This window comes from Rhizobium sp. ERR 1071 (assembly GCF_007828675.1).
Lineage (GTDB): Bacteria > Pseudomonadota > Alphaproteobacteria > Rhizobiales > Rhizobiaceae > Rhizobium > Rhizobium dioscoreae.
On sequence record NZ_VITM01000005.1, the window covers coordinates 300,624 to 323,986 of the forward strand.

The following is a 23,363-nucleotide window of genomic DNA, read 5'->3' on the forward strand; positions in this document are numbered from 1 at the left end:
TGAATTATTGAGGGAAAACTCGAGGTCCGATCTCGGCCCGCAAGCCTTGCTGAAAGTGGTAGGTCTGCTGGACGATGTCAGGTCGCGTTCAACGCTATGGATCGATGATAGTGAAGGGGTGTGCACCCTTATCGTCACCGAAAGGGGCCACCGTCGTCAACAGCAGATCGGTCAGTAGACCAATCGCGCTCGTATCGTTCCCGGGATCTGGCGAAGCGTGTCGAGTATCTCATTCGCCGTTTGGCCAACGCCTTCGACCTCGATAACCACGTAACCCGTTTCGCCGTGTGTCTGCAGGAACTCGCCGACGATATTCAACCCGCGCGATGAAAAGATCGTATTCAAGCTGTTTAGGATCCCCGGGCGATTTTCGTGGACATGGATGAAACGCGTGCCGTTTGGACGCGGAGGCAACTGAACCTGGGGGAAGTTGACCGCGCCGAGCGTCGAGCCGACATCGGAATATTCAACAAGCTTCCTGGAAACTTCCCTTCCGATACGCTCCTGGGCTTCTTCGGTCGATCCGCCGATATGCGGAGTGAGAATCACATTGTCCAAACCTTGCAGCGGCGTTTCGAAGCGTTCCTTGTTCGATGCCGGCTCCTTGGGGAACACGTCGACGGCCGCGCCGGCGAGGTGTCCCTCTTTCAAGACCTTCGCAAGCGCATCAAGATCGACCACGGTGCCGCGGGAGTTGTTGATGAAGAAGGCACCCTTCTTCATCCTGCGCAGCTCGGCCTCGGTGATCATGTTCTGGGTCGAGCTGGTTTCGGGAACATGCATCGTCACGAAATCCGCGATTTCGAGCAACTCGCCAAGCGAAGCCATGGATTCCGAATTGCCGTGGCGAAGCTTGTCCGACGGATCGAAATAGCGAACGTTCATACCCATGCTCTCGGCAAGGACGCTCAGCTGCGAGCCGATATTGCCGTAGCCGACGATACCGAGCGTTTTTCCACGCATCTCGCGACTGCCTTCGGCGGATTTGTCCCATCCGCCTGCATGAGCCGAGGCCGAACGCGGGAAAATCCGTCTGGTCAGCATGATGATTTCCCCGATGACGAGTTCGGCGACCGAGCGCGTATTCGAATAGGGAGCGTTGAACACCGGTATCCCGCGCCGACGAGCCGCATCCAGATCGACCTGATTCGTTCCCACTGAAAAACAACCGACCGCCATGAGCTTCTTGGCGGAGCCGAAAATCTCTTCTGTCAGCTGCGTGCGCGACCGGATGCCGATGATGTGTGCTTCTGAGATGTGGCTTTTGAGATCCTTGTCATCGAGGGCCTTCGGCAAATGGGTGAGATTGACGTAACCGGATGAGGCAAAATAGTCCACCGCACTCTGGCTGATCCCTTCCAGGAGAAGGACTGAAATCCGGTCACGGGGAAGAGAAAGTTGTCCGGTCATTGAATTACCTTCGATCGTCAAATTCGATTAGGCCGACGTCGCTCGCCGCCACGACCACATGACTTAGACCATCCAAGGGACAGCGCAAGAGCAAACTCAATTCGCTCTGCAGAGAGGAGTTTTGTTCTAGCAAGTCACCATGGCGACGAGCCCATATTCATTCATCCCAGCGACCATTCCTAGCGCCATTCGGCCCCGATCTTTTCAACGTCGGAGTGTATTTGAACCGGGCTAAAGTAAAATCGAGCCTTGCTACCGTGCCGACATCGACCACGACTGCGCAGACCTCCGGACCGATGCCGTCGCCATGAACGACGGCTATCTCTTACATATCCTTCATCGCTGCCTCTTCAGATGCACTTGCCGCCATCGACATTGAGATCGACGCCGGTGATCATGCTCGCTTCGTCCGAGCAGAGGAAAGTAGCGGCGTTGCCCATGTCCGCGGGTGTCGAAAGCCGCCCCATCGGAATGGTGGCGACGATCCGCGCCCGGCTTTCGTCGCTGTCGGAGCCGATGAAGGTCGAGAGCAATGGCGTATCGCCCGCGACGGGATTGATCGCGTTGACGCGGATCCCGAAGGGAGCAAGCTCCACGGCCATGGCGCGGGTGGCGGCTATGCCCCATCCTTTCGAGGCATTGTACCAGGTGAGATTGGGGCGAGGGGAGACGCCGCCGGTCGAGGCGATGTTCAAAATGGCGCCGTGCCGCTCGGCCTTGAAATGCGGCAGCACCGCCCGCGCACCATTGTAGATCGAGCGGATGTTGACATTGAAGATGCGCTCGAACAGGCCTTCATCCATATCCTCCATCGGCATTGGAGGCTGTCCGATACCGGCATTGTTGACGAGGATGTGCAGGCCGCCGAACCGCGCCAGCGCGAGATCTCGCGCGGCAGCGAGGCTGTCGAGCGTGGCGACATCGCCGGCAAGCGGTGCGACCGATCCTTCGTGCTGCGTTGCCACCCGCTCCGCTGCGGCGAGGTCGCGATCGACCAGCACGACCCGCGCGCCTTCCTCGACGAATTTCCGGACGATTCCTTCGCCGAAACCCGATCCGCCACCGGTAACGATCGCCACTTTTCCCGTAAGACGCATGTCAAGCTCCTCCATTTCCTACAGCATCGGATAACTCGAAGCGATTTCACAGTCCGATTATCTGAACGCCTTTTTAGCTTTCTTTATTTGTATTGTGACCGTCTGATAGTGAATATCGACAACAGAATGAAGCTGGGAGGCCGCGCCATGACATTGACTTTCGACGCCAAGCAAATGGCGGCTGAGCTTTACGATGGTGGCTTCCGGCCAATGTTCATCGGCGGCCAATGGGTTGCGGCCCAATCCGGCGAAGTCAGCGAGACCTATAATCCGGCGACCGGCGCAGTCCTTGCAACGGTTCCGTTGGCTGCTCCCGCCGATGTCGACCGCGCCGTCGCCGCGGCGCGTCAGGCTCTGGAAGGGCCGTGGTCGAAGTTCTCGCCCTATGAGCGCCAGACGCTGCTCCTGAAAATCGCCGACCTGTTTGAGGAGAATTGGGAGCGCCTTTCGGTTTCCGATACACTGAACATGGGCATGCCGATCACGCGCACGCTTGCCAACAAGCGTCGGGTCATCGGCATGCTGCGGTTTTACGCCGGCATGGCGACAGCCCTTCACGGTGAGGTGATCGACAATTCCATACCCGGCGAGATCGTGACCTTCACCCGCCGGGAGCCGATCGGGGTCGTCGGTGCGATCATTCCATGGAATGCGCCCACCGCAGCATCGATCTGGAAGATCGCCCCGGCGCTGGCAACAGGCTGCACCGTGGTTCTGAAACCCTCGGAGGATGCGCCGCTCACGCCGCTGCTGATCGCCAAACTCATGCAAGAGGCCGGCGTGCCGGACGGCGTGGTCAATATCGTCACCGGCAAGGGATCGGTCGCGGGCGCCCGGCTGGCCGAGCATCCCGACGTTAACAAAATCGTCTTCACCGGGTCCACCGCCACCGGACAATCGATCGCGCGCGCCGCGGTCGGCAACTTGAAACGTGTTTCGCTGGAGCTCGGCGGCAAGTCGCCGGTGATTGTCTGCCGCGATGCTGACATAGACCGAGCCGTGCCCGTCGCCGCCATGGCGGTCTTTGCGCATTCGGGGCAGATTTGCATCGCCGGTTCGCGCTTGTTCGTCGCGCGTGAGATCCACGAGGAATTCGTCGCCAAGGTCGCCGATTTTGCCCGGTCGCTTCGGATCGGCCACGGGATCGAAGCCGATACCGACATCGGGCCGTTGATTTCGGCTCGCCAGGCGCGGGTCGTCGAGAGTTTCATCGCATCTGGGCAGAGTGAAGGTGCCGCTTTGGTCGCGGGCGGCACGCGCCTTTCCGGAGCTCTCTACGACAAGGGAAACTTCATCGCGCCGACCGTATTCGGCGGCGTGAAGGACGAGATGCGGATCGCCCGCGAGGAGATCTTCGGGCCGGTCATTTCAGCCATGCCATTCGATACGATCGAGGAAGCGGTCGAGCGCGCCAATGCATCGCCCTACGGGCTGGCGGCGGGCATCTTCACCCAAAATCTCGGACTGGCGCACAAGCTGGTGCGCCGCATCAAGGCGGGCTCGGTCTGGGTGAACATGTATCATGCGCTCGACCCGGCCGTACCATTCGGGGGCATGAAGATGTCAGGCTACGGGCGCGAGGGTGGTATCGAGCACCTTCACGAGTATCTCGAAACCAAGGCTGTTTGGATACAGACGGACTAGCGTTCAGCCTTCGCCGCGCAGATTGGTGCGGATAAGGGCGATGAGTTGCTCGGCATAGCGCTGCTGCACATAGCCACGGGTCGTGATAATGCCGACAGCCCGCCGGGCGTTGGGATTGTCGAGCGCTACGACGCGGACGCGGCTGTCGACATTCTGCCCCAACGCGATACCAGGCACGATCGAAACGCCGAGCCCCGACGCGGCGAGCGCTAGCGCGGTTTGTGCGCTCTCGACCTCGTATTGAACATCAAGCTCGACGCCTTCCTCGCGCGTCAGGCGATCGACGAGCCCGCGAACGGCGGTCTTGCGATTGAGCATGATCAGCGGGAATTGGGCGATGGTCTCCAGTCGGATCGTTTTTTCACCGCTGTATAGCTCTTCGGGAATGCAGGCGACGAGCGGATCGTCGATGATCGATTCGAAGTGGAAGTCGTTGAGGTTGGGCACCTCCGGGCCGATATAGAACTCCACCTCCTGCTGCTGCAGCATGACGAGTGCCGCCTGCGGCGGCGTTTCCTGCACCTCGACCATGCTACGCGGATAGCGCAGCTTGAAGGTCGACAGGATGTCGCCGAGCCGGCTGGTGGCAAGCGTCGGGGCGCAGGCGATCTGGACTTTCCCTTTGCGGCGGGCGGCCAATTCCGCCAGCCTGTCGAGACTGGCCTGAACGTCGGCCATGGCACGCCCAACTTCCTCGAACAGCGCCTGGCCCTCGTTGGTGAGATTGACCCGCTGCGGCGTGCGTGTGAACAGGCTGATGCCGATCTGCTCCTCAAGATCCTTGATCTGCATGCTCACCGCCGAAGGTGACCGATTGCTTTCTTCCGCGGCCTTGCGGAAACTTCCGGATTCCGCTGCAAGAAGAAAGGTTTGCAGCAATTTAAGATTGATATTTGGCATGGCTGTTATGGTCTCACTCGCGCCGATCGATACCGATCGACCACCTCCGAGCGTGAGCATATTCATGCGATTGTTACAAGATCGACCATGGAAAAAAGCCGCCTGTGATGCACGGCGCAAGCGACCCACCGGGCAGCTTGGATCGGGAGGGATCAACGAACGCCGCAAGCATGATTTTCTCTTCGGGTGCATCCAATACTGGAGTTGCGAAGAAGACCGTCTGGAGGCAGCAGGGCGCAAGAGGTACCAGATCGCGATCGAGTACGGGCCAGAACGCGTTTGAGGTCGAGTTTTCGGGCGTCTCGTTCATGTTGGCGGCATGAACACGAACACCGAACAAAATCGCAAACTCGCTGAAACGCTCAGGTCATTGTCGCTTGAGCCTTCGTTCCAATCAGTCGGGTCGCCGGTCAAGAAGAGCCGGCGGTTTGTCCTCACGAGTACCATGCTCGCCCTTGGCGTCAGCGCGGTCGCCTTCTTCTGGCCGGATATCGCGCCTCGCCTCAAAACCTCCCTTCAGCCGCAGCCGGAGATCGAGGCCCTGGGCATGGCGCAAACTGGTGACAAATCAACTGTTCCATCCATTCAGGCGGCCTCCGGTAGCGGTTCGCCCATCCCTTCCGCCAATTCACTGAGATCGGCATCCGCGCCGGAGATTACCGGGTCCGGCTTCGTCGTCGCCCCGCGTATCGTGACGGTCTTTTCCAAATATGAGGGAGAGATCGCATCGATTGGCGTTAGTATCGGCGATCGCGTTGAAGCCGGGCAGGTTATCGTCAGGATCGATGACGTCAGCGCCGGCTTCTCACTCGAGCAAGCCAAGGCCGACAGCGATGCCGCCAAGCTTGTCCTCGACGGAAAGATCCTCGCCCTCAAGCAGGCCGACAGCTCGCTGCAACGCAATACGGTGCTCTCTGCGAAGAGTGCTGTCTCGATCCAGACCGTCGAGGAAGCACAGACAGCCAGAGATACGGCATTGAACGCGGTTGATCAGGCACGCCAAAGCTATGCCAGAGCCCAACTCGACGTGAAGATCGCGCAGGAACATGTTGATGCGTTGACCGTCAGAGCTCCGATCTCGGGCACGGTGACACGGCTCGACGCCCACGTCGGCGGTCGGGTGCTGGCCCGAGTGGACAGTATCAAGGAAAATGAAAGCCTGCTGACGATCACCGATACCAACAGCCTGGTGATTGACGCCGATGTCGCCGAAACCAATATCGGCGAGCTTCGTCCGGGCCTTCGCGGCGAAGCCGTCCTCGACGGCTTTCCGGATAAGCCCTTCGCGACCGAGATCCTGCAGCTTTGGCCAGTCGCTTCGGCGGAAAAGGGCACGATCAGGCTGCGCCTGGCGCTCCTCGATCCACCTGACGGCACCATGCCCAACATGGCCGCCCGTATTCGTATTTCGACCATTCCAGCACAACAGCCAGGAGATATTCCTCGATGACCGCCTCCACAAGCAACGAGCCCTATATCGTACTCAACAATGTCAAGAAGGGATACAGAATAGGGACCGAGATTGTCCCGATCTTTTCCAATCTCGACCTGCGGATCGCTCGCGGCGAGTTCGTCGCGATCATGGGGCCTTCCGGATCCGGGAAATCGACGCTGCTCAACATGCTGTCGGGCATAGACAAGCCGGATCAGGGCCGCCTGCGTATCGGGGTCAGCAATCTTGATCAGATGGGCGAGGCGGCCCGCTCCTCCTGGCGCGCCCACAACATGGGGATCGTCTTCCAGTTCTATAATCTCCTGCCGATGCTGAACGCGGCCGAGAATATCGAACTGCCGCTTCTCTTGAAGCCGCTCTCGCCGCGGGAGCGGCGGGTCCGCGTCGACAAGGTTCTGGATCTGGTCGGACTTTCGGGTCGCCAGGCGCAGTATCCGAAGCTGATGTCGGGCGGTCAGCAGCAGCGCGTCGGTATCGCGCGGGCGATCGTCGCGGACCCGGCGCTGCTGCTCTGCGACGAGCCCACGGGCGACCTCGACCGCCGATCGGCGGACGAGGTGCTGGAAATGCTGCGTTTTCTGAACCGCGAGCTCGGCAAGACAATCATCATGGTGACCCACGACCCGCGGGCCGCAAGCTATGCCGGCCGAACGCTTCATCTCGACAAGGGCCAGTTCGTCGAAGAGCGGAGGGCGGATGCATGACGTTCCTCGATCTTGTGCGAAAAAGCGCGTGGCGAAAGCCGCTGCGCACGATATTGCTGATGGTCAGCGTCGCCACGGCCTTTCTCATCTATGGTCTGACGACGAGCTTCATCGACGGTAGCCAGGGCTCGTCGGCGGCCAGCGAGGACATCCTCGGGGTCATGAGCGCGGCTGGCCGCGCCCAGCCGCTGCCGATGTCCTACCTGAACCGGATCGCCGCCGAACCAGGTGTGGCCGCCGTCGGCTATATGTCGCGCCTGCGCGGCTTTACGACGGTCGAAAAGAACATCATCGCCGTGAGTGCCGCCGATCCCGCGCGACTTTACAGTTCGAACGGCAAGGAGCTCGGGCTGACGCCTTCTCTGATCAGCGCACTCAGCAGGGACCGCAGCACCGTCCTCGTCGGCCAGGCGCTCGCCGAGGCGCAAGGCTGGACCGTCGGCCAGAAGATCACCGTCACCAGCTTCGATATGGCAAAACAAGATGGCAGCCGTGACTGGTCCTTTGAAATCGCCGGCATCTTCAACGGCGAGAACGCCTCCACCGACACCTATTTCGTCATCGCCCAATACGACTATGTCAATGCGCTCAGAGCCCGCAACAAGGACACGGTTGACGCCTTCATCATTAGGCCTCAGCCTGATGTTCAGACAAGGGAACTTGCCTCGAAGATAGATCAGCTGTTCGCCAATTCGGCGGCGCCGACACAGACTAGATCGGAAAAGCAGTTCCTCGAGGCTTTCCTTCGCCAATATGCCGATATCGGCCTGATCGTGAACATGGTGGTCGGCGCGGCATTCGTCGCCCTGCTGATGATCGTCGGCAACACCATGGTCTTTGCCGTTCGCGAGCGCACCTTCGAGATCGGCGTTTTGAAAACCCTGGGCTTTTCCGGCTCATGGATCATGGCGCTGATCCTTGGCGAAACATTGTTCATATTCTTGGTTGGCGGCACCATCGGCCTCATGCTTGCACTGCTTGCAACGGTCATCACGGGACCTGCGATCGGCCTCGTCTTTTCCAAGGCAATTCTTGCAAGAGCTCTTGCGATGGTCACCCTGTTAGCGCTTGCGACAGGCGCCCTTCCGGCTCTGAACGCGCTCAGGATCCCGATAATCTCCGCATTTAGAACGAGGTAGATTCATGTCCTCCAATGCCAAACAAGCATTTGTCATGATCAGGGCAAACCTGTTCAGCCTGCCGCGACGCATCTCCATTTCCGTCTCCATGGTTTTTTCCGTGGCGCTCGTCGTCTGCGTTCTCGCGGGCTTCCTGGCCATGGCAAGGGGTTTCGAGACGGCCCTGCAAAGTGCCGGCTCAAACTCCCTCGCCGTCGTTCTGGGTGGCGGTACGAACCAGGAGGCCGGCTCCGATGTCCCGGCATCCGTCATTCGCACCCTAAGCGCAATGACCGAGGATATCGGCGTGACGCGAGACACCAACGGCATGCCGATTTTCTCGCGTGAAATCGTCGTTGCCGTCGACGCCAAATCGAACGGGTCGGAAGAGGGTCTGACCTTGGCTCTTCGTGGCATGGATCAGTCCGGTCCCTCCATCCGCGACTATATCGCCCTGCCGTCCGGTCGCCTGTTCACGCCAGGCTCGCGCGAGATCGTCGTCGGGGACCGTCTCGCGCGACAGGTCGGAATATCGATCGGCGGCACCTTGCGGCTCGGCACGGTCGACTGGACGGTGGTCGGCCTGTTCTCGGCGCGCGGCAGCGCCTTCGAGTCCGAAATCTGGGGCGACCTCGACGCGGTACGGTCGGCCTTCGACCGGCAGGGGCAGGTCCAGAGCCTGCGCTTGCGCCTGTCCGATCCCACCTCTGTGTCCCGGCTGCAGGCCAAGCTCGACACAATAAAGACATCGCCGTTGCACGACGTTATTGAAGCTGACCTCTATTCGGCGCAATCAGCCCGCACGGCCAGTCTCATCCGCCTATTCGGCTGGCCGCTCGCTCTGTTGATGGCCATCGGTGCGACCGCCGGTGCCCTCAACACAATGATGAACTCCGTGTCGGACCGTACCGTCGAGATCGCAACGGTTCGGGCACTCGGCTTCAGCCGGATATCCGCGTTTCTCGGCACATGGGTGGAGGCAATCGTGCTTGCCGCCCTTGGCGTGGCGTTTGGACTGCTCGCATCCTGGCTGGCCTTCAATGGCTGGCAGGCAAGCACGGTTGGGACGAACGGAACGCGAATGGCGTTCCAGCTCTCCGCAACCGGCGATGTCATGGCGACGGCGGGTCTGCTCGGACTTGCGATCGGCGTTCTGGGCGGCGCCTTGCCGGCCACCGTCGCCAGCCGACTTCCCTTGACCGCCGCCCTGCGGTCGAGCTGATGTGAGGGTCGCCCGCTCGCTTCCGTTCAGGAGCATGCCATCTGCGGCACATATCGAAGATGTTTGTGGTTCAGCTGGTTGACGAGCCTGTTTGCCGTGCGGCGGCGCAGCACCATTCGGCAGCGTCTTTTTCGTTCAGTGGCCGCGAATAGAGGTAGCCTTGCACCAGCGTGCCCCCCAACCCCCGAAGAGCCACAAGTTCTTCGGGTGTCTCGACGCCTTCAACCACGCATTCCAGCTCCATGTCCCGGCTGAGATTGAGAAGTGATTTCACGATTTTATAGCTGGCGGGCCTTTTGTGCAAATCCGTGACGAAGCTGCGGTCGATCTTGATCTTGGTCAAAGGAAGGGCATGCAGCCGCGTCAAGCTGGAATAACCGGTGCCGAAGTCGTCGAGTGAAATGCCGCAACCGAGATGCCGCAGCATTTCCACCGACGATTTGATTTGCTCGAAATCGTGCGTAAAGGCCGTTTCGGTAATTTCAAGGTCGAGACGCTTCGCGTCAAAGCCGCTGCTTTCGATGATTCCGATCAACGACAGCACCCCTTCGTTGGAATTGAGGTCGTAGGCCGACAGGTTGAACGACAGGCGCAAAGGCTCTTCCCACTCGCATGCGAAGGCAAGTGCCCTTTTGAGCAGCGGCCGTGTCAGTGAACTGACGATACCGGCCCGTTCGGCGATTGGGAAGAATTGCGCGGGCGAGACATGTCCAAGAACCGGGCTGTGCCAGCGGGCCAGGGCCTCGAAGCCCACCGTCTGATCATTCGCCAAGCTCACGATCGGTTGAAACATGACCGAGAGCTCATCTTCCAAATTGGCTTGCCTGAGCAGGTGCTCGATGCGCGCTTCTATATTGATCTGCTTTTCGTGCTCGGCGTCAAATAAAACCGCGCCTCCGCGACGGCTTCTCTTGGCATGGTAAAGGGCATAATCAGCCCTGTCGAAAAGCTGCTCCAGAGTAGAAGCGAGGTTCGGGAAGACCGCTATTCCCATCGACGCGGATACGTGCACCGTTCCTTCCGGCAGGTGATAAGGCGCTCCGAGCCATTCGGAAATCGCATTCGCGTTTTTCACAAGCTGAGCATCTTCAGGCGCGACCGGGGCGACGATTGCAAATTCGTCGCCACCCAATCGAAACGCCCGGCTGGCTTTCAAGCTGGTGGTAAGGCGCCTGCTGACGTCGATCAGCAGCCTGTCCCCGACCGAGTGTCCGTAAAGGTCGTTGACCGGCTTGAAGCCATCGAGATCGATGACGCCAAGAGCCAGCCGCGTGTTTTCGGTCTTGGCCCGTTCGAACTCAGCTTCCAGATGCGTAAAGAACGCGCGACGATTGGGTAATTCCGTCAGGCTGTCGACATTGGCAAGCAAGAGGTTCTCATTGCTAAGCGCTTCCGTGCGTTGCTGCGAGATAATCATGCGCTCGAAATTGCGGTAGTTTGTCAGGAGAATCGACATCATGCCCGCGCACACAAGTGCCACATTGATAGCTATCGCAATAAAAGTCGGTTGCCTTGAGGCCGCGAAAAATAAAACGAATGCTCCATTGACGATCACGGTAACTATGAATGCCGCCGAGCGAACATACATCAGGCAGAAAATGCAGGAAATGACTGTAATCGCCATATAGAAGGCGACATGAGACTGGGCATATGCATCGCCATAGGGCACCAACAAAAATGACCAAACAGTGAATGCAGTAGCGATCCCGATAGCCAGGCGATTGGTGCTGACGAGCGCTGCATAAGCCACTGCGGGCTGAGGATCGACATTGCGTGTCCTCCACCAGAATTTGATCCTGAGCATGCAGCCGAGCGTGAAGAAAGCAGGGATGCCAATGGTGAGCCAAGTCGGTGCCGATTGCATATGGGTAATGGAAAGCGCCCATGTACTCGAAATCAGAATTAAATACATCATCGGCATCTGCCGTGTGAAAGCACGGTACTGAGCTTTCAACAAGTCCGGATTATCGGACCGAATGGACATGAAATGCTGAAATTTCTGTTTGGCTTTTAGTATTTCCATAGCGCCGCTCATAGAGTAACGCCGCTATTCATGACATGGATGGTGTTACATTATTTGAAATGCAAACGGTTAATCAACAAACAATTGCCTCAACCTTCGGATGTAAGCTCGTTGTCCTGATCGGAAGAAGGTCTATTCTTGCAGAGGGAGATTCTTTCCCGCGCCCGGGACGCCAAGTCGTTCCTGACCTGGGTTTCGGCCTTCAATGCCCATTCCGTGCCGGTCATCGGGCCTTCCAGGGGCGGCAGGGACGTCATTCTTGCCGTCGGGCATGGGCATGGGTCCATCGGATTGACCCTGGCGTCCCACACGGCCCAGACGCTCAACGCAATGCTGGCCAGCTAAAGCACGAGAGCAGATGGCATCGCCTCTCGCATCAATCCTTCGTCAGCGATCAACGACGAGATCGCTAAGCGGCTTCGAGCAGCAGGGCAGGAACATCCCGGCATCGATTTCCCGCTGACGGATACCGCCATTGTGATTCATTTCGACCGAGCCAGAGACGAGCTTGGATTTGCACGTGCCGCACATGCCATTCGAACAGGACGAAGGAAGCCTGATGCTACCCTTCTTCGCGGCCGCAAGCACCGTTTGATCGGAGGAGACTTGCAGCATTCGCTTCTGCTTCGAAAACTCGACCCGATAGATCTTCTGGGCCGGTTGTTGCTCGACCTCCGGTCCCGGCTCGTCGATGACAGCCGCATCGAAACTCTCTTCGATGTAATTTGACGCGGGAACGCCCAATGCCGCGGTGATGGAACGCGCCGCCGCCATGAAGGGGGCCGGGCCGCAGCACATGACGACACGCTCGGCGATGTCGGGAACCGCAAGCTTGAGGTACTCGAGCGAGAGCCGCCCGGTCAATCCCGGCCACGCCGGCTCGCCAGCCACCGTTTCCGGCAGGAACTGGAGACGCAGGCCTTTCATCCTTGTCGCGAGGCCGGAAAGGTCATGGCGGAAGATGAGGTCGGAGGGCGTGCGCGCCGCGTGAAGAAAAACGATGTCCGAGGGTTCGTATCGATCCGCCAGATCGCGTGTGATCGACATGACCGGCGTGATGCCGGATCCGCCCGAGAGCAGCAGGAGTTTCGTCTTTTCGCCTTGCGGACGGATAAAGTGACCGAGCGGCCCCTGGCCCTTGACCATCATGCCGGCAGTCATGGTGTCATGCAGCCAGTTTGAGACCTTGCCGCCGGGCACGCGCTTGACCGTGACGGTGAACGCGTTGTCGCGATGGGGCGACGACGAGATGCTGTAGCAGCGCGCTTCACTATCCGGACCCATCGGGAAATCGAACAAAAAGTACTGCCCGGCATCGAAGCTGAAGCGCTTGCCTTCCGGAGACGCGAATGTGAAACTCTTCACGTCATGCGTCTCCTGGTGCACGTCGATGCATACAAGCGTCTCGTCGTACTCCGGATCCCACATAGCGACCTGGCCGCGCTGCATCTGAGCGAATTCAATACCCATGGGCGCGCATCCGATCGATATACCAGGTCGCGAACTTGTCCAGATTGGTTTCCGAGAATCGAGAATAGGGGCCGGGCTGGTATGCAGGGTCGAGTACGCCGGCATGCGAGCGGGCGACGAGGCCTGCATCCTGGTCCGTCGTGGCGACCCAGACGTCCGTAAGCTTGTCGAGGTCATAGTCCTTACCTTCGACGGCATCCTTGTGGACCAGCCATTTGGTTCTGACGAGCGTCTTGCCGGCAGAGAGCGGGATGACGATCGCGACGACAGCGTGATCGCCCATGAAGTGATTCCAGCTATTATGGCCCCAAAGATGCGTGTCGCCGAGATCCTTGCGGGTCATCCGACCAAGCAGCTTCGATGACGCCGCGGTCGCATCATGTGTCTGGGATTCGCCGGCCCCGGCGATGATCAGACGCTGTGTGCGGAAGTTCGTGGCGCAGTCGACGAGCTGTTCGACTGCCGCCGACGGGAAACCATCCGCCTCCCAGGCTTTTGTCCGCTCGTCGTAGAGCCGGAAGTGCTCGGCGGCCTGCTCGCGGTCCTCTGGGTTCAACGTTTCCGGATCGAAGCCGAAGTCGAGATCGACGAAGGAGACGCAGAGCTCGGGATGATTGGCGGAACAGTGGTAGCACTCGCGATTGTTTTCCATCGTGAGCTTCCAGTTGCCGTCCTCGATGACATCGGTCTGATAAGCGACCTTGGCATTCCGGATGTCGTAGGGCGCAAGGCGCTCGATCATCACCTGCTCGAGGGTTGCGATGTCTTCCGGCGGATTGTCGGAGAGGCACACATAGATCAGGCCGCCGATCGACTTGAAGTTCACCGGCTTCAGGCTATGGCACCGCTTGTCCAGATCCTTGCCCATGTGTGGCGCATAGCTCAGCTCCCCGGTCAGTTCGTAGGTCCATGTGTGATAGGGACAGACAAGCTTCGAGACGATCGTCTTGCCGGCATCGAGCAGGCGCGACCCGCGATGGCGACAGACGTTGTGAAGCACGCGAATTTCGCCGTCGTCGTCGCGAAGCAGGATCAGGCTGGTCTTGCCAATATCGACAACGGTGGCATCGCCTGGTTCCGGTACGTCGCAGTCGAGGCCGACGCAGATCCAGTGCTTGTGAAAGAAGACGTCGATATCGGCCTCGAAGACATCCTCGCGGGTATAGAGGCCGGCAGGCAGGGAATAACCATCGGCGCGTGCTTCAAGCAGGGCGGAGATGGAGGATGGAAGCCTGTTTAGCATGATAGCCTCTTATGGTTCTATGATCCGCAGTTTGCCCTTGCATCCGTTATGCTTCAACGGCATTAATTTTCACGAACGCATAACATTATGTAATGTGAGGGATGCATATGAACTTTCGGCGGCGAATTCCCTCCCTGACCGCGTTGATGACGCTCGAGGCCGTTCTACGGCACCGGAGCTTTACGGCGGCGGCGATCGAGCTTGGCGTCACTCAGGCAGCCGTCAGCCGCCAGATCGCGACATTGGAAGAGGAACTCGCTCTGCCGATGTTCGTACGCAAGCATCGCGCCATCGAACCGACTGCTGCGTGCCTCACCCTGGGAACAACGCTCGCGCAAAGCTTCGCCAGCATCGCGGACGCCGTCGATGTGGTCAGATCCTCCCAGCAGAACGTCGTGACGATCGGCGCGACCGTCGCCTTCTCCTCCTTCTGGCTGCTCCCGCGGCTGACGGAGTTTCGGCGGGAGAATGCGGGCGTGCAGATCAGGGTCATCTCGCAGGACGCAAGAATCGACCTGGACGCTGGCGGCATAGACGTAGCCATTCGATACGGCAGGCCGCCGTTTGCCGACGCCAAGATAGTCGCCGCCCAGGAGGACGTCGTCGTTCCCGTATGCTCGCCCGACTATTATCGGCGTCGTCCGACGGCGCAGATGTCCGATGCCGATGAGTTCATAGAGACAGACGCTCACGATCGCTCATGGCTCTCCTGGACGCAATGGGTTCAGGAAACGGGCCGGGCGTTGCGAATAAAGCCGCATCTTCGCTTCAACCACTATACGGAGGCGATCGCGGCCGCGCGTGCGGGGCAGGGGATCGCGCTCGGCTGGCGTCTTCTTGTCCAGACTTTCCTGGAGGATGGCACGCTCGTCGCCTTGGAGGAGCGCGAGATCTCCACCCCCGACCGGTATCACGTTCTCCTTCCAGCAAGGCCGCGCCTTACGCTCGCCGCGGAACACGCCGCACACTGGCTTGCCAATGCGCTGACGCGGTAAGGCCAGTTTCGAAACTCAAGCTAGATAAGGCTTGTCGAGATCGCGAATACCGTCGCTGGCCATGACGAAGCACCATGGCGCAGGCCGTTGGAAGACCGGCGGCTGGCGCGGTCACCGGTTCCGCGCGGTCATTTCCTTTCGAAATGCCGCGGGGCTTCTTGCGGTCCACTTCCGGAATGCCCGATGAAAGGCGCTGGGTTCGGAAAAGCCGAGGCGTGTCGCGATCTCCCCGACGCCGAACTTGGTCGTTTGCAGCATCTCGATTGCAAGATCGCGGCGGATTTCATCCCTGATGGCGGCATAGTTCTGGCCCTCGGCATGGAGGCGATGCCGCAGGGTCGAAGGAGACATGCGCATTTGCGCGGCCAAATCGTCAAATGCCTTCCATGAGGCAGGCGATGATTGGCGCAGCCGCTTGCGCACGCTCGCTGCAAGGCCGGCGTCATAGCGGTAACGCACGAGGATATTGGCCGGCGCATTGCGAAGAAATTGCCTCAGGGCTTGCTCGTTGCGTATCACCGGCAGTCTGAGGAGAGCGGCATCGAAGGCGAGCCTGCTAACCGGCTGTAAGAAACGGACGGGCGCCCCGAAGAATTGTCGGTACTCGGCGCCATGATCTGGCTCCGCACAGCGAAAGTCGACCATTCTAAGCGGAATGCGGCGCCCGATGAGCCAGCATGCAATGCCGTGCAGGAGAATCCAGTAGGTCCGATAGGCAAAGGCTGAGCGTTCGCTCGCACGGTCGGTCAGCACGATATGCGCCAACCCATCCGCCACTTCGAGATGCCCTTCCGGATCCTCCAGCACGATGTTTAAGAACCTGAGAGCGCGCCGTAGCGCCTGGTCGAGGGTCCTTGCGTGCAGCACGCAATGGCAAAGCAGCGTGAAGCTGCCGCGACGCATGGGCCTGCCGCCCATGCCGAAGAATTCGTCATCCATCTCGGCCGCGATCGCCAGCCACAGCGCGCCATAGCTTTCGGCCGAAACCGGCACGTCGATCTGCGTGGATAGGCCGAGTGTCGCGAGCAATCGTTCGGGGGATTTTCCATGCCGCCGAAGGCAGTCGATCGCCTCTTTCACGAAGAAAGGTGATATCATCCGCCGCGCGGTTTCCGTCATCGTCATGACCTGTAAAATATGGTAAAACTGGCCGATGATTTGAGACGCTTTTGTCATCGAATGCAATATCGCGCGACGATAAGCTTAGGCGAGGCGCGAGGTAACCGCGCTCTTCCGGGGATGCGATACTGCGGGCGACTGCACGAAGCGTGGAGGCCCTCGGTTGAAATCGGCTGCGCTGGAGGAGAGCGACCATGTTGATCCAGGGAAAGACTTTCGTCGTTACCGGTGGCGGTTCGGGCCTTGGAGCGGCGGTCGCGCGCATGCTGACGGATGAGGGGGCTAATGTCGTCATAGCCGACGTCAATGCCGATGCTGGCGCCGGTATTGTCGGTGAGCTTGGTGCCCGCGCGACCTTTATCAAGACGGATGTCACGCAGGAAGAAGACGCCCAGGCCGCGATCGACATGGCGATAGAACGCTTTGGCCATCTGCATGGGCTCGTCAATTGCGCCGGCGTCGCGCCCGGCGAGAAGGTGATCGGCCGCAACGGTCCGCACCGGCTCGACAGTTTCAGCCGCGCGATCGGCATCAATCTTATCGGCACTTTCAACATGATCCGGCTCGCGGCGGCGGCCATCGCCAAGGAGCAGCCGGATACGGACGGCGAGCGCGGGGTCATCGTCAGCACGGCTTCGATTGCCGCCTTCGACGGACAGATCGGTCAGGCGGCCTATGCGGCTTCCAAGGGCGGCGTTGCCGCCATGACGCTGCCGATCGCTCGCGAATTGGCGCGCAGCGGCATTCGCGTCGTTGCCATCGCGCCAGGCATTTTCGAGACGCCGATGATGGCCGGCATGCCGCAGGAGGTGCAGGATTCGCTGAGCAAGAGCGTGCCCTTTCCGCAGCGCTTCGGAAAGCCGGTGGAATTCGCCGCATTGGTACGCCACATCTGTGAGAACGTCATGCTGAATGGCGAAGTCATCCGCCTCGATGGAGCGTTGCGCATGGCGCCGCACTGAGGCAGGCTCGTAACTGGAGGTTTGATATGACGCGAGAAGATCCGATCGTCATCGTTGGCGCGGCCCGTACCCCAATGGGTAGCTTCCAGGGAGATCTTAGGGATTGCACGGCGCCGGAACTCGGGGCCGCCGCCATCCGCGCGGCCCTCGAGCGCGGCGGCGTTGGCCCGGACGCAATTGAGGAGGTGGTCTTCGGTTGCGTTCTTTCGGCCGGGCAGGGTCAGGCACCGGCAAGACAGGCCGCGATCGGCGCTGGCCTGCCGTTTGCGACGGGAGCGACAACCGTCAACAAGATGTGCGGTTCGGGAATGAAGGCCGTCATGCTGGCACACGATCTGATCGGCGCCGGCAGCGCGTCGATCGCCATTGCCGGCGGCATGGAGAGCATGACAAATGCCCCCTATCTTCTCGATAGGGCACGCGGCGGCTACCGGCTCGGGCACGCCCGCGTCATCGACCATATGTTCCTCGATGGGCTCGAAGACGCCTATGACAAGGGACGCCTCATGGGCACTTTCGCCGAGGATTGCGCCGAAGCCTATCAGTTTACGCGCGCGGCGCAGGACGACTACGCCGTCACATCCCTGACCCGCGCCCGCAAGGCGACCGAGGAGGGTGCATTCGATAGTGAGATCGTGCCAGTCACCGTCAAGACAGGGCGATCCGAACTGGTTGTCGGCCGTGACGAACAGCCCGGCAAGGCGAAACCGGAAAAAATCCCGACGCTCAAGCCGGCTTTCCGTGAAAACGGCACGGTGACCGCCGCGAATGCCTCGTCCATCTCCGATGGTGCCGCCGCGCTGGTGCTGATGCGCCGCTCAACGGCCGAGCGCGAAGGTATCGTACCGCTTGCCACTATCGTCGGCCACGCCACGCATTCGCAGGCGCCCAATCTCTTCGCGACCGCGCCAATCGGCGCGCTGCGCAAGCTTTCCGAACGCACCGGCTGGAGCCTTCGGGATGTCGATCTGTTCGAGATCAATGAGGCTTTTGCTGTCGTCGCCATGGCGGCTATGCGCGATCTCGACCTGCCGCACGACAAGGTCAACGTTCACGGCGGCGCCTGCGCGCTCGGCCATCCGATCGGCGCGTCCGGGGCCCGCGTGCTCGTCACGCTGCTTGCAGCGCTCAAGCGCCACGGCATGAGGCGTGGCATGGCGACGCTTTGCATCGGCGGCGGCGAAGCAACCGCCATGGCCGTCGAACTGAACTGAAGGGTTCGAGGAGGAGACCGGACCATGATCCTGAGCGAAGACCACATCCAGATTCGCGACATGGCGCGTGATTTCGCCAGGGAGCGCCTGGCTCCGGGAGCCGCCGAGCGCGACGCGAAGAGCCTCTTCCCCCGCGAGGAATTGAAGGAGATGGGCGAACTCGGCTTCCTCGGCATGCTCGTGCCCGAGGCCTATGGCGGTTCGGAAACGGGCGTGATCGCCTATACCGTGGCACTTGAGGAAATTGCCGCCGGAGACGGGCCGTGCTCGACCATCATGAGCGTGCACAGCTCCGTCGGCTGCGTACCGATCCTGAAATACGGCACGGAGGAGCAGAAGCAGCGCTTCCTGCCGAAACTGGCAAGCGGCGAATGGATCGGTGGCTTTGCCCTGACGGAGCCGCAGGCTGGCTCCGATGCCTCGAACCTGAAGACTCGTGCCCGCCGAGACGGTGATCATTATGTTATCGACGGCGCCAAGCAATTCATTACGTCGGGTAAGAATGGCAATGTCATCATCGTCTTTGCCGTCACAGACTCCGAGGCGGGCAAGAGGGGAATTTCCGCCTTCATCGTGCCGACCGACACGCCCGGCTACGAAGTCGTGCGCGTCGAACACAAGCTCGGTCTCCACTCGTCCGACACCTGCCAGATCGCCTTTACCGGCATGCGCGTCCCGGTGGAAAATCGGCTCGGCGAGGAAGGCGACGGTTACAGGATCGCCCTGTCGAATCTCGAAGGCGGGCGCATTGGCATCGCATCGCAATCCATCGGCATGGCGCGAGCGGCTTTCGAGGCGGCGCGCGACTATGCCCGTGAACGCAAGACGTTCGGCTCGCCGATCATCGATCATCAGGCTGTCGCCTTCCGGCTTGCCGATATGGCGACGCAGATCGAGGTCGCCCGCCAGATGGTGTTGCACGCGGCACAGTTGAAGGAGGAGGGGCGGCCCTGCCTTACCGAAGCGTCGATGGCGAAGCTGTTCGCGTCGGAAATGGCCGAAAAGGTCTGCTCCGACGCGATCCAGATCCATGGCGGCTACGGATATATGGCGGACTATCCGGTCGAGCGCATCTACCGGGACGTCCGCATCTGCCAGATTTACGAGGGAACGAGCGACGTTCAGCGCATCGTTATCGCGCGCAACTTATAGTATGTTTTCGTGGAATGTTTGCGGTCGTGCCCGCCGTGGGGAGCGCGGGAGGGGCGGCCGACAAGGGAGGTATCACAGCGCATGAACGAGGTTCCAAATCTGAGCCTGCACGTCCCCGAGCCGGCGGTGCGGCCAGGCGGCCAGCCGGATTTCTCCAATGTCAAGATCGCCAAGGCCGGCTCCGTGCCAAGACCGGCGGTCGACGTTGCGCCCGAGGAGATCCGCGATCTCGCCTATTCCATCATCCGCGTTCTCAACCGCGACGGCGAGGCGGTCGGCCCCTGGGCCGGATTGCTCTCCGATGAGGAGTTGCTGACGGGCTTGCGCAACATGATGAAGCTCAGGGCCTTCGACGCGCGCATGCTGATGGCGCAGCGACAGGGAAAGACCTCCTTCTATATGCAGCATCTTGGCGAAGAGGCGGTGAGTTCCGCCTTCCGCAAGGCGCTGAACAAAGGGGACATGAACTTTCCGACCTACCGGCAAGCGGGCCTCTTGATCGCCGACAACTATCCGATGGTCGAGATGATGAACCAGATCTACTCGAACGAGGCCGATCCCTTGCGTGGTCGGCAACTGCCGATCATGTATTCATCGAAGGAGCATGGCTTCTTTACCATCTCCGGCAATCTTGCCACCCAATATGTGCAGGCGGTCGGCTGGGCGATGGCGTCGGCAATCAAGAATGACACCAAGATCGCCGCCGCATGGATCGGCGACGGTTCGACGGCCGAATCCGATTTCCATTCGGCGCTGGTCTTCGCCTCCACCTATAAGGCGCCGGTCATCCTCAATATCGTCAACAACCAATGGGCCATCTCCACCTTCCAGGGCATTGCCCGCGGCGGTTCCGGAACCTTCGCCGCTCGCGGCCTTGGCTTCGGCATCCCAGCGCTTCGGGTCGACGGCAATGACTATCTGGCGGTCTATGCCGTCGCCAAATGGGCGGCCGAGCGCGCAAGGCGCAACCTCGGCCCAACACTGATCGAATATGTCACCTACCGCGTCGGCGCCCATTCCACCTCCGATGACCCGAGCGCCTATCGGCCGAAAACCGAATCCGAGGCCTGGCCGCTCGGCGACCCAGTGCTGCGGCTAAAGAAGCATCTGATCGTGCGTGGTGTCTGGTCGGAAGAGCGCCATGCCCAGGCGGAGGCCGAGGTTCTCGATGAAGTTATCGAGGCACAGAAGCAGGCCGAAAGCCACGGCACGCTGCATGCGGGCGGCAAGCCATCGGTGCGCGACATCTTCGAGGGCGTCTATGCGGAAATGCCCGCCCATATCCGCCGCCAGCGGCAGAAGGCGGGGTACTGACATGGCAAGAATGACAATGATCGAGGCCGTGCGCAGCGCCATGGACGTCTCGATGGGGCGTGACGACGATGTCGTCGTCTTCGGCGAGGATGTCGGCTACTTCGGCGGGGTTTTCCGCGCTACGCAAGGACTCCAGGCCAAATACGGCAAGACCCGCTGCTTCGATGCGCCAATCAACGAATCCGGTATTCTCGGTACGGCGATCGGCATGGCGGCCTACGGCTTGAAGCCCTGCGTCGAAATCCAGTTCGCTGATTATATGTATCCGGCCTATGACCAGATCACCCAGGAAGCGGCGCGCATCCGCTACCGCTCCAATGGCGACTTTACCTGCCCGATCGTCGTGCGCATGCCGACCGGCGGCGGCATCTTCGGTGGGCAGACGCATAGCCAGAGCCCGGAAGCGCTGTTTACCCATGTCTGCGGATTGAAGGTGATCGTGCCGTCCAATCCCTACGACGCCAAGGGCCTGCTGATCGCGGCGATAGAGGATCCGGACCCGGTGATGTTCCTCGAACCGAAGCGGCTCTATAACGGCCCCTTCGATGGTCATCACGAAAGGCCGGTGACGCCCTGGTCGAAACATGATCTCGGCGAGGTTCCGGAAGGGCATTACACGATCCCGATCGGCAAGGCGGAAATCCGCCGGCCGGGGAATGCCGTCACCGTGGTCGCCTACGGTACGATGGTGCATGTGGCGCTTGCCGCGGCCGAGGAGACAGGGATCGATGCCGAGGTGATCGATCTGCGCAGCCTTCTGCCGCTCGACCTCGATACGATCGTCCAGTCGGTGAAGAAGACCGGCCGCTGCGTCGTCGTGCACGAGGCGACGCTTACCTCCGGCTTCGGCGCGGAAGTCGCATCACTGGTTCAGGAGCACTGCTTCTATAGTCTCGAGGCGCCGATCGTGCGCGTGACCGGCTGGGACACGCCGTATCCGCACGCACAGGAATGGGACTATTTCCCCGGTCCCGCCCGTGTTGGCCGGGCGTTGAAAGAAGTGATGGAGGGCTGAGGATGGGTGAATTCGTCATCAAGATGCCCGATGTGGGTGAGGGCGTGGCCGAGGCCGAGCTGGTCGAATGGCATGTCAAGCCGGGCGACCCGGTGCGTGAGGACATGGTGCTCGCGGCAGTCATGACTGACAAGGCGACGGTGGAAATCCCCTCGCCGGTCGAAGGGGTCGTGCTTTGGCTCGGCGCCGATGTCGGCGATACGGTCGCCGTCAAGGCGCCGCTCTTGCGCATCCAGGTCGCCGGCGAGGATGGGAATGCGAGCGAAGAGGCCTCCCTCGCCGCGGCTCCCCAACCTGTGAAGACCGAACCGGCCAAGGACGAGGTGACAGGGCCCAAGCCGGTCGCACCATCTCCGGCAAGACCGATGGTCGAAGCGAAGGCTATTCAGTCGACGGCGCCGGTCGAGCGCCCGGTTCCTCGCGAACCGGCGGAGCGTCCGCTTGCTTCCCCCGCCGTGCGGTTGCGTGCCCAGGAGGCTGGTGTCGATTTGCGCCAGGTGCCCGGCACTGGGCCCGCGGGACGCATTACCCATGACAATCTCGATCAGTTCATCGCGCATGGCGTGCAGCATGCAACCGCTGCTTCAACCGGCCCCGCCCGCAAGACCGATGTCGAGGAGATCAAGGTCACCGGCCTGCGCCGGCGTATCGCCGAGAAGATGCGCCTCGCCGCCTCGCGCATTCCCCACATCACCTATGTCGAAGAGGTCGATGTCACCGACCTTGAAGACTTGCGAGCGACGATGAATGCCGGCCGCAAGCCCGATCAGCCGAAGCTGACCATTCTGCCCTTCCTGATGCGGGCGATGGTGAAGACGCTGGGCGAGCAGCCCGGTATCAACGCCACCTTCGACGACGATGCCGGTGTCGTCACCCGCTACGGCGCCGTCCATATCGGCATCGCCACGCAGACACCCTCCGGCCTGACCGTACCGGTCGTCCGCCACGCCGAAGCCAGGTCGATCTGGGATTGCGCCGCCGAGCTGACACGCCTTGCCGACGCCGCCCGCAATGGCACCGCCGCACGCGAGGAGCTGTCCGGTTCCACGATCACCATCTCCTCGCTCGGCGCGCTCGGCGGCATCGTGACGACGCCGATCATCAACCATCCCGAAGTCGCGATCGTCGGCGTCAACAAGATCATGACCCAGCCCGTCTGGGACGGGAGCCAGTTCATCCCGCGCAAGATCATGAACCTGTCGTCGAGCTTCGACCATCGCATCGTCGACGGCTGGGACGCGGCGGTCTTCATCCAGCGGATCAAGGCGCTGCTCGAAACCCCCGCGCTGATCTTCATCGAAGGTTGAT

At 60.7% G+C, this 23,363-nt stretch carries 20 protein-coding genes and 1 pseudogene; 14 read left to right on the plus strand and 7 right to left on the minus strand.

Translation table 11 applies throughout. The features are described from left to right. Window positions 1–171: 171 nt before the first annotated feature. Together serA and FBZ99_RS19685 are read right to left on the minus strand one after the other, a co-directional pair. Window positions 172–1,410 (minus strand): phosphoglycerate dehydrogenase, encoded by a 1,239-nt coding sequence (gene serA / locus FBZ99_RS19680; RefSeq protein WP_145634409.1) that lies wholly within the window; start codon window positions 1,408–1,410, stop codon window positions 172–174. Between the two features lie 350 nt (window positions 1,411–1,760). Continuing rightward, the gene (locus tag FBZ99_RS19685; RefSeq protein WP_145634411.1) at window positions 1,761–2,507 is read right to left on the minus strand and encodes a glucose 1-dehydrogenase; all 747 of its coding nucleotides are present in this window, start codon (window positions 2,505–2,507) and stop codon (window positions 1,761–1,763) included. A 147-nt stretch (window positions 2,508–2,654) separates the two neighbouring features. Here FBZ99_RS19685 and FBZ99_RS19690 point away from each other — a divergent pair, with 147 nt between their 5' ends. After that, on the plus strand, window positions 2,655–4,151 hold the full coding sequence (locus FBZ99_RS19690) for an aldehyde dehydrogenase family protein (protein ID WP_145634413.1): 1,497 nt from the start codon (window positions 2,655–2,657) through the stop codon (window positions 4,149–4,151). Window positions 4,152–4,154: 3 nt separating this feature from the next. Here FBZ99_RS19690 and FBZ99_RS19695 read toward each other — a convergent pair whose 3' ends face one another. Next, window positions 4,155–5,051, minus strand: a complete 897-nt coding sequence (locus FBZ99_RS19695) for a LysR family transcriptional regulator (RefSeq protein WP_145634415.1) — start codon at window positions 5,049–5,051, stop codon at window positions 4,155–4,157. Here FBZ99_RS19695 and FBZ99_RS33175 point away from each other — a divergent pair. The 5 genes from FBZ99_RS33175 to FBZ99_RS19715 are packed head-to-tail and all read left to right on the plus strand — an operon-like array spanning window position 4,942 to window position 9,548. Then, window positions 4,942–5,334, plus strand: a complete 393-nt coding sequence (locus FBZ99_RS33175; protein WP_183810312.1) for a hypothetical protein — start codon at window positions 4,942–4,944, stop codon at window positions 5,332–5,334. The genes FBZ99_RS19695 and FBZ99_RS33175 overlap by 110 nt on opposite strands. A gap of 36 nt (window positions 5,335–5,370) precedes the next feature. Then, window positions 5,371–6,501, plus strand: a complete 1,131-nt coding sequence (locus FBZ99_RS19700; RefSeq protein ID WP_145634418.1) for an efflux RND transporter periplasmic adaptor subunit — start codon at window positions 5,371–5,373, stop codon at window positions 6,499–6,501. After that, entirely contained in the window at window positions 6,498–7,208 is a 711-nt protein-coding gene (locus FBZ99_RS19705) for an ABC transporter ATP-binding protein (protein ID WP_145634420.1), read from the plus strand. Before FBZ99_RS19700 ends, FBZ99_RS19705 begins: the two co-directional genes overlap by 4 nt. Then, window positions 7,205–8,347, plus strand: coding sequence for an ABC transporter permease (locus FBZ99_RS19710; RefSeq protein ID WP_145634422.1), 1,143 nt, complete (start codon window positions 7,205–7,207; stop codon window positions 8,345–8,347). Before FBZ99_RS19705 ends, FBZ99_RS19710 begins: the two co-directional genes overlap by 4 nt. Window positions 8,348–8,351: 4 nt before the next feature. Further along, entirely contained in the window at window positions 8,352–9,548 is a 1,197-nt protein-coding gene (locus FBZ99_RS19715; protein WP_145634424.1) for an ABC transporter permease, read from the plus strand. A 70-nt stretch (window positions 9,549–9,618) separates the two neighbouring features. On the opposite strand, the gene FBZ99_RS19720 is transcribed toward FBZ99_RS19715, so the two are convergent. Then, the gene (locus FBZ99_RS19720) at window positions 9,619–11,571 is read right to left on the minus strand and encodes a putative bifunctional diguanylate cyclase/phosphodiesterase (protein WP_186450321.1); all 1,953 of its coding nucleotides are present in this window, start codon (window positions 11,569–11,571) and stop codon (window positions 9,619–9,621) included. 148 nt (window positions 11,572–11,719) lie between these two features. On the opposite strand from FBZ99_RS19720, the pseudogene FBZ99_RS19725 reads away from it, so the two are divergent. Beyond that, a pseudogene (locus FBZ99_RS19725) lies at window positions 11,720–11,916 on the plus strand (FAD-dependent oxidoreductase); the annotation flags it as partial. A 42-nt stretch (window positions 11,917–11,958) separates the two neighbouring features. Here FBZ99_RS19725 and FBZ99_RS19730 read toward each other — a convergent pair. Both FBZ99_RS19730 and FBZ99_RS19735 read right to left on the minus strand, forming a co-directional pair. Next, the gene (locus FBZ99_RS19730; RefSeq protein WP_145634426.1) at window positions 11,959–13,041 is read right to left on the minus strand and encodes an FAD-binding oxidoreductase; all 1,083 of its coding nucleotides are present in this window, start codon (window positions 13,039–13,041) and stop codon (window positions 11,959–11,961) included. Continuing rightward, entirely contained in the window at window positions 13,031–14,284 is a 1,254-nt protein-coding gene (locus tag FBZ99_RS19735) for an aromatic ring-hydroxylating oxygenase subunit alpha (RefSeq protein ID WP_113353249.1), read from the minus strand. The genes FBZ99_RS19730 and FBZ99_RS19735 overlap by 11 nt, the downstream gene beginning before the upstream one ends. A 107-nt stretch (window positions 14,285–14,391) precedes the next feature. On the opposite strand from FBZ99_RS19735, the gene FBZ99_RS19740 reads away from it, so the two are divergent. Then, window positions 14,392–15,279, plus strand: a complete 888-nt coding sequence (locus FBZ99_RS19740; RefSeq protein ID WP_145634429.1) for a LysR substrate-binding domain-containing protein — start codon at window positions 14,392–14,394, stop codon at window positions 15,277–15,279. A gap of 111 nt (window positions 15,280–15,390) precedes the next feature. Here the strand turns inward: FBZ99_RS19740 and FBZ99_RS19745 are convergent, their stop codons facing one another. After that, window positions 15,391–16,455: an AraC family transcriptional regulator gene (locus tag FBZ99_RS19745; RefSeq protein WP_442966494.1), complete on the minus strand. Its 1,065-nt coding sequence runs from the start codon at window positions 16,453–16,455 to the stop codon at window positions 15,391–15,393. Window positions 16,456–16,592: 137 nt separating this feature from the next. Between FBZ99_RS19745 and FBZ99_RS19750 the strand changes: the two genes are divergently transcribed. The 6 genes from FBZ99_RS19750 (at window position 16,593) to FBZ99_RS19775 (ending at window position 23,362) form a co-directional block, all read left to right on the plus strand. After that, complete coding sequence (locus tag FBZ99_RS19750) at window positions 16,593–17,360, plus strand: 3-hydroxyacyl-CoA dehydrogenase (protein ID WP_145321467.1); 768 nt, start codon at window positions 16,593–16,595, stop codon at window positions 17,358–17,360. Between the two features lie 26 nt (window positions 17,361–17,386). Beyond that, entirely contained in the window at window positions 17,387–18,574 is a 1,188-nt protein-coding gene (locus FBZ99_RS19755; protein WP_113353247.1) for an acetyl-CoA C-acyltransferase, read from the plus strand. A 24-nt stretch (window positions 18,575–18,598) separates the two neighbouring features. Beyond that, window positions 18,599–19,726, plus strand: coding sequence for an acyl-CoA dehydrogenase family protein (locus FBZ99_RS19760; protein WP_145634431.1), 1,128 nt, complete (start codon window positions 18,599–18,601; stop codon window positions 19,724–19,726). An 81-nt stretch (window positions 19,727–19,807) separates the two neighbouring features. After that, on the plus strand, window positions 19,808–21,040 hold the full coding sequence (locus FBZ99_RS19765; RefSeq protein ID WP_113353245.1) for a 3-methyl-2-oxobutanoate dehydrogenase (2-methylpropanoyl-transferring) subunit alpha: 1,233 nt from the start codon (window positions 19,808–19,810) through the stop codon (window positions 21,038–21,040). A gap of 1 nt (window position 21,041) precedes the next feature. Then, the gene (locus FBZ99_RS19770) at window positions 21,042–22,055 is read left to right on the plus strand and encodes an alpha-ketoacid dehydrogenase subunit beta (protein ID WP_145634433.1); all 1,014 of its coding nucleotides are present in this window, start codon (window positions 21,042–21,044) and stop codon (window positions 22,053–22,055) included. 2 nt (window positions 22,056–22,057) lie between these two features. Next, window positions 22,058–23,362 (plus strand): dihydrolipoamide acetyltransferase family protein, encoded by a 1,305-nt coding sequence (locus tag FBZ99_RS19775; RefSeq protein ID WP_145634435.1) that lies wholly within the window; start codon window positions 22,058–22,060, stop codon window positions 23,360–23,362. The last annotated feature ends 1 nt before the right edge of the window (window position 23,363 follow it).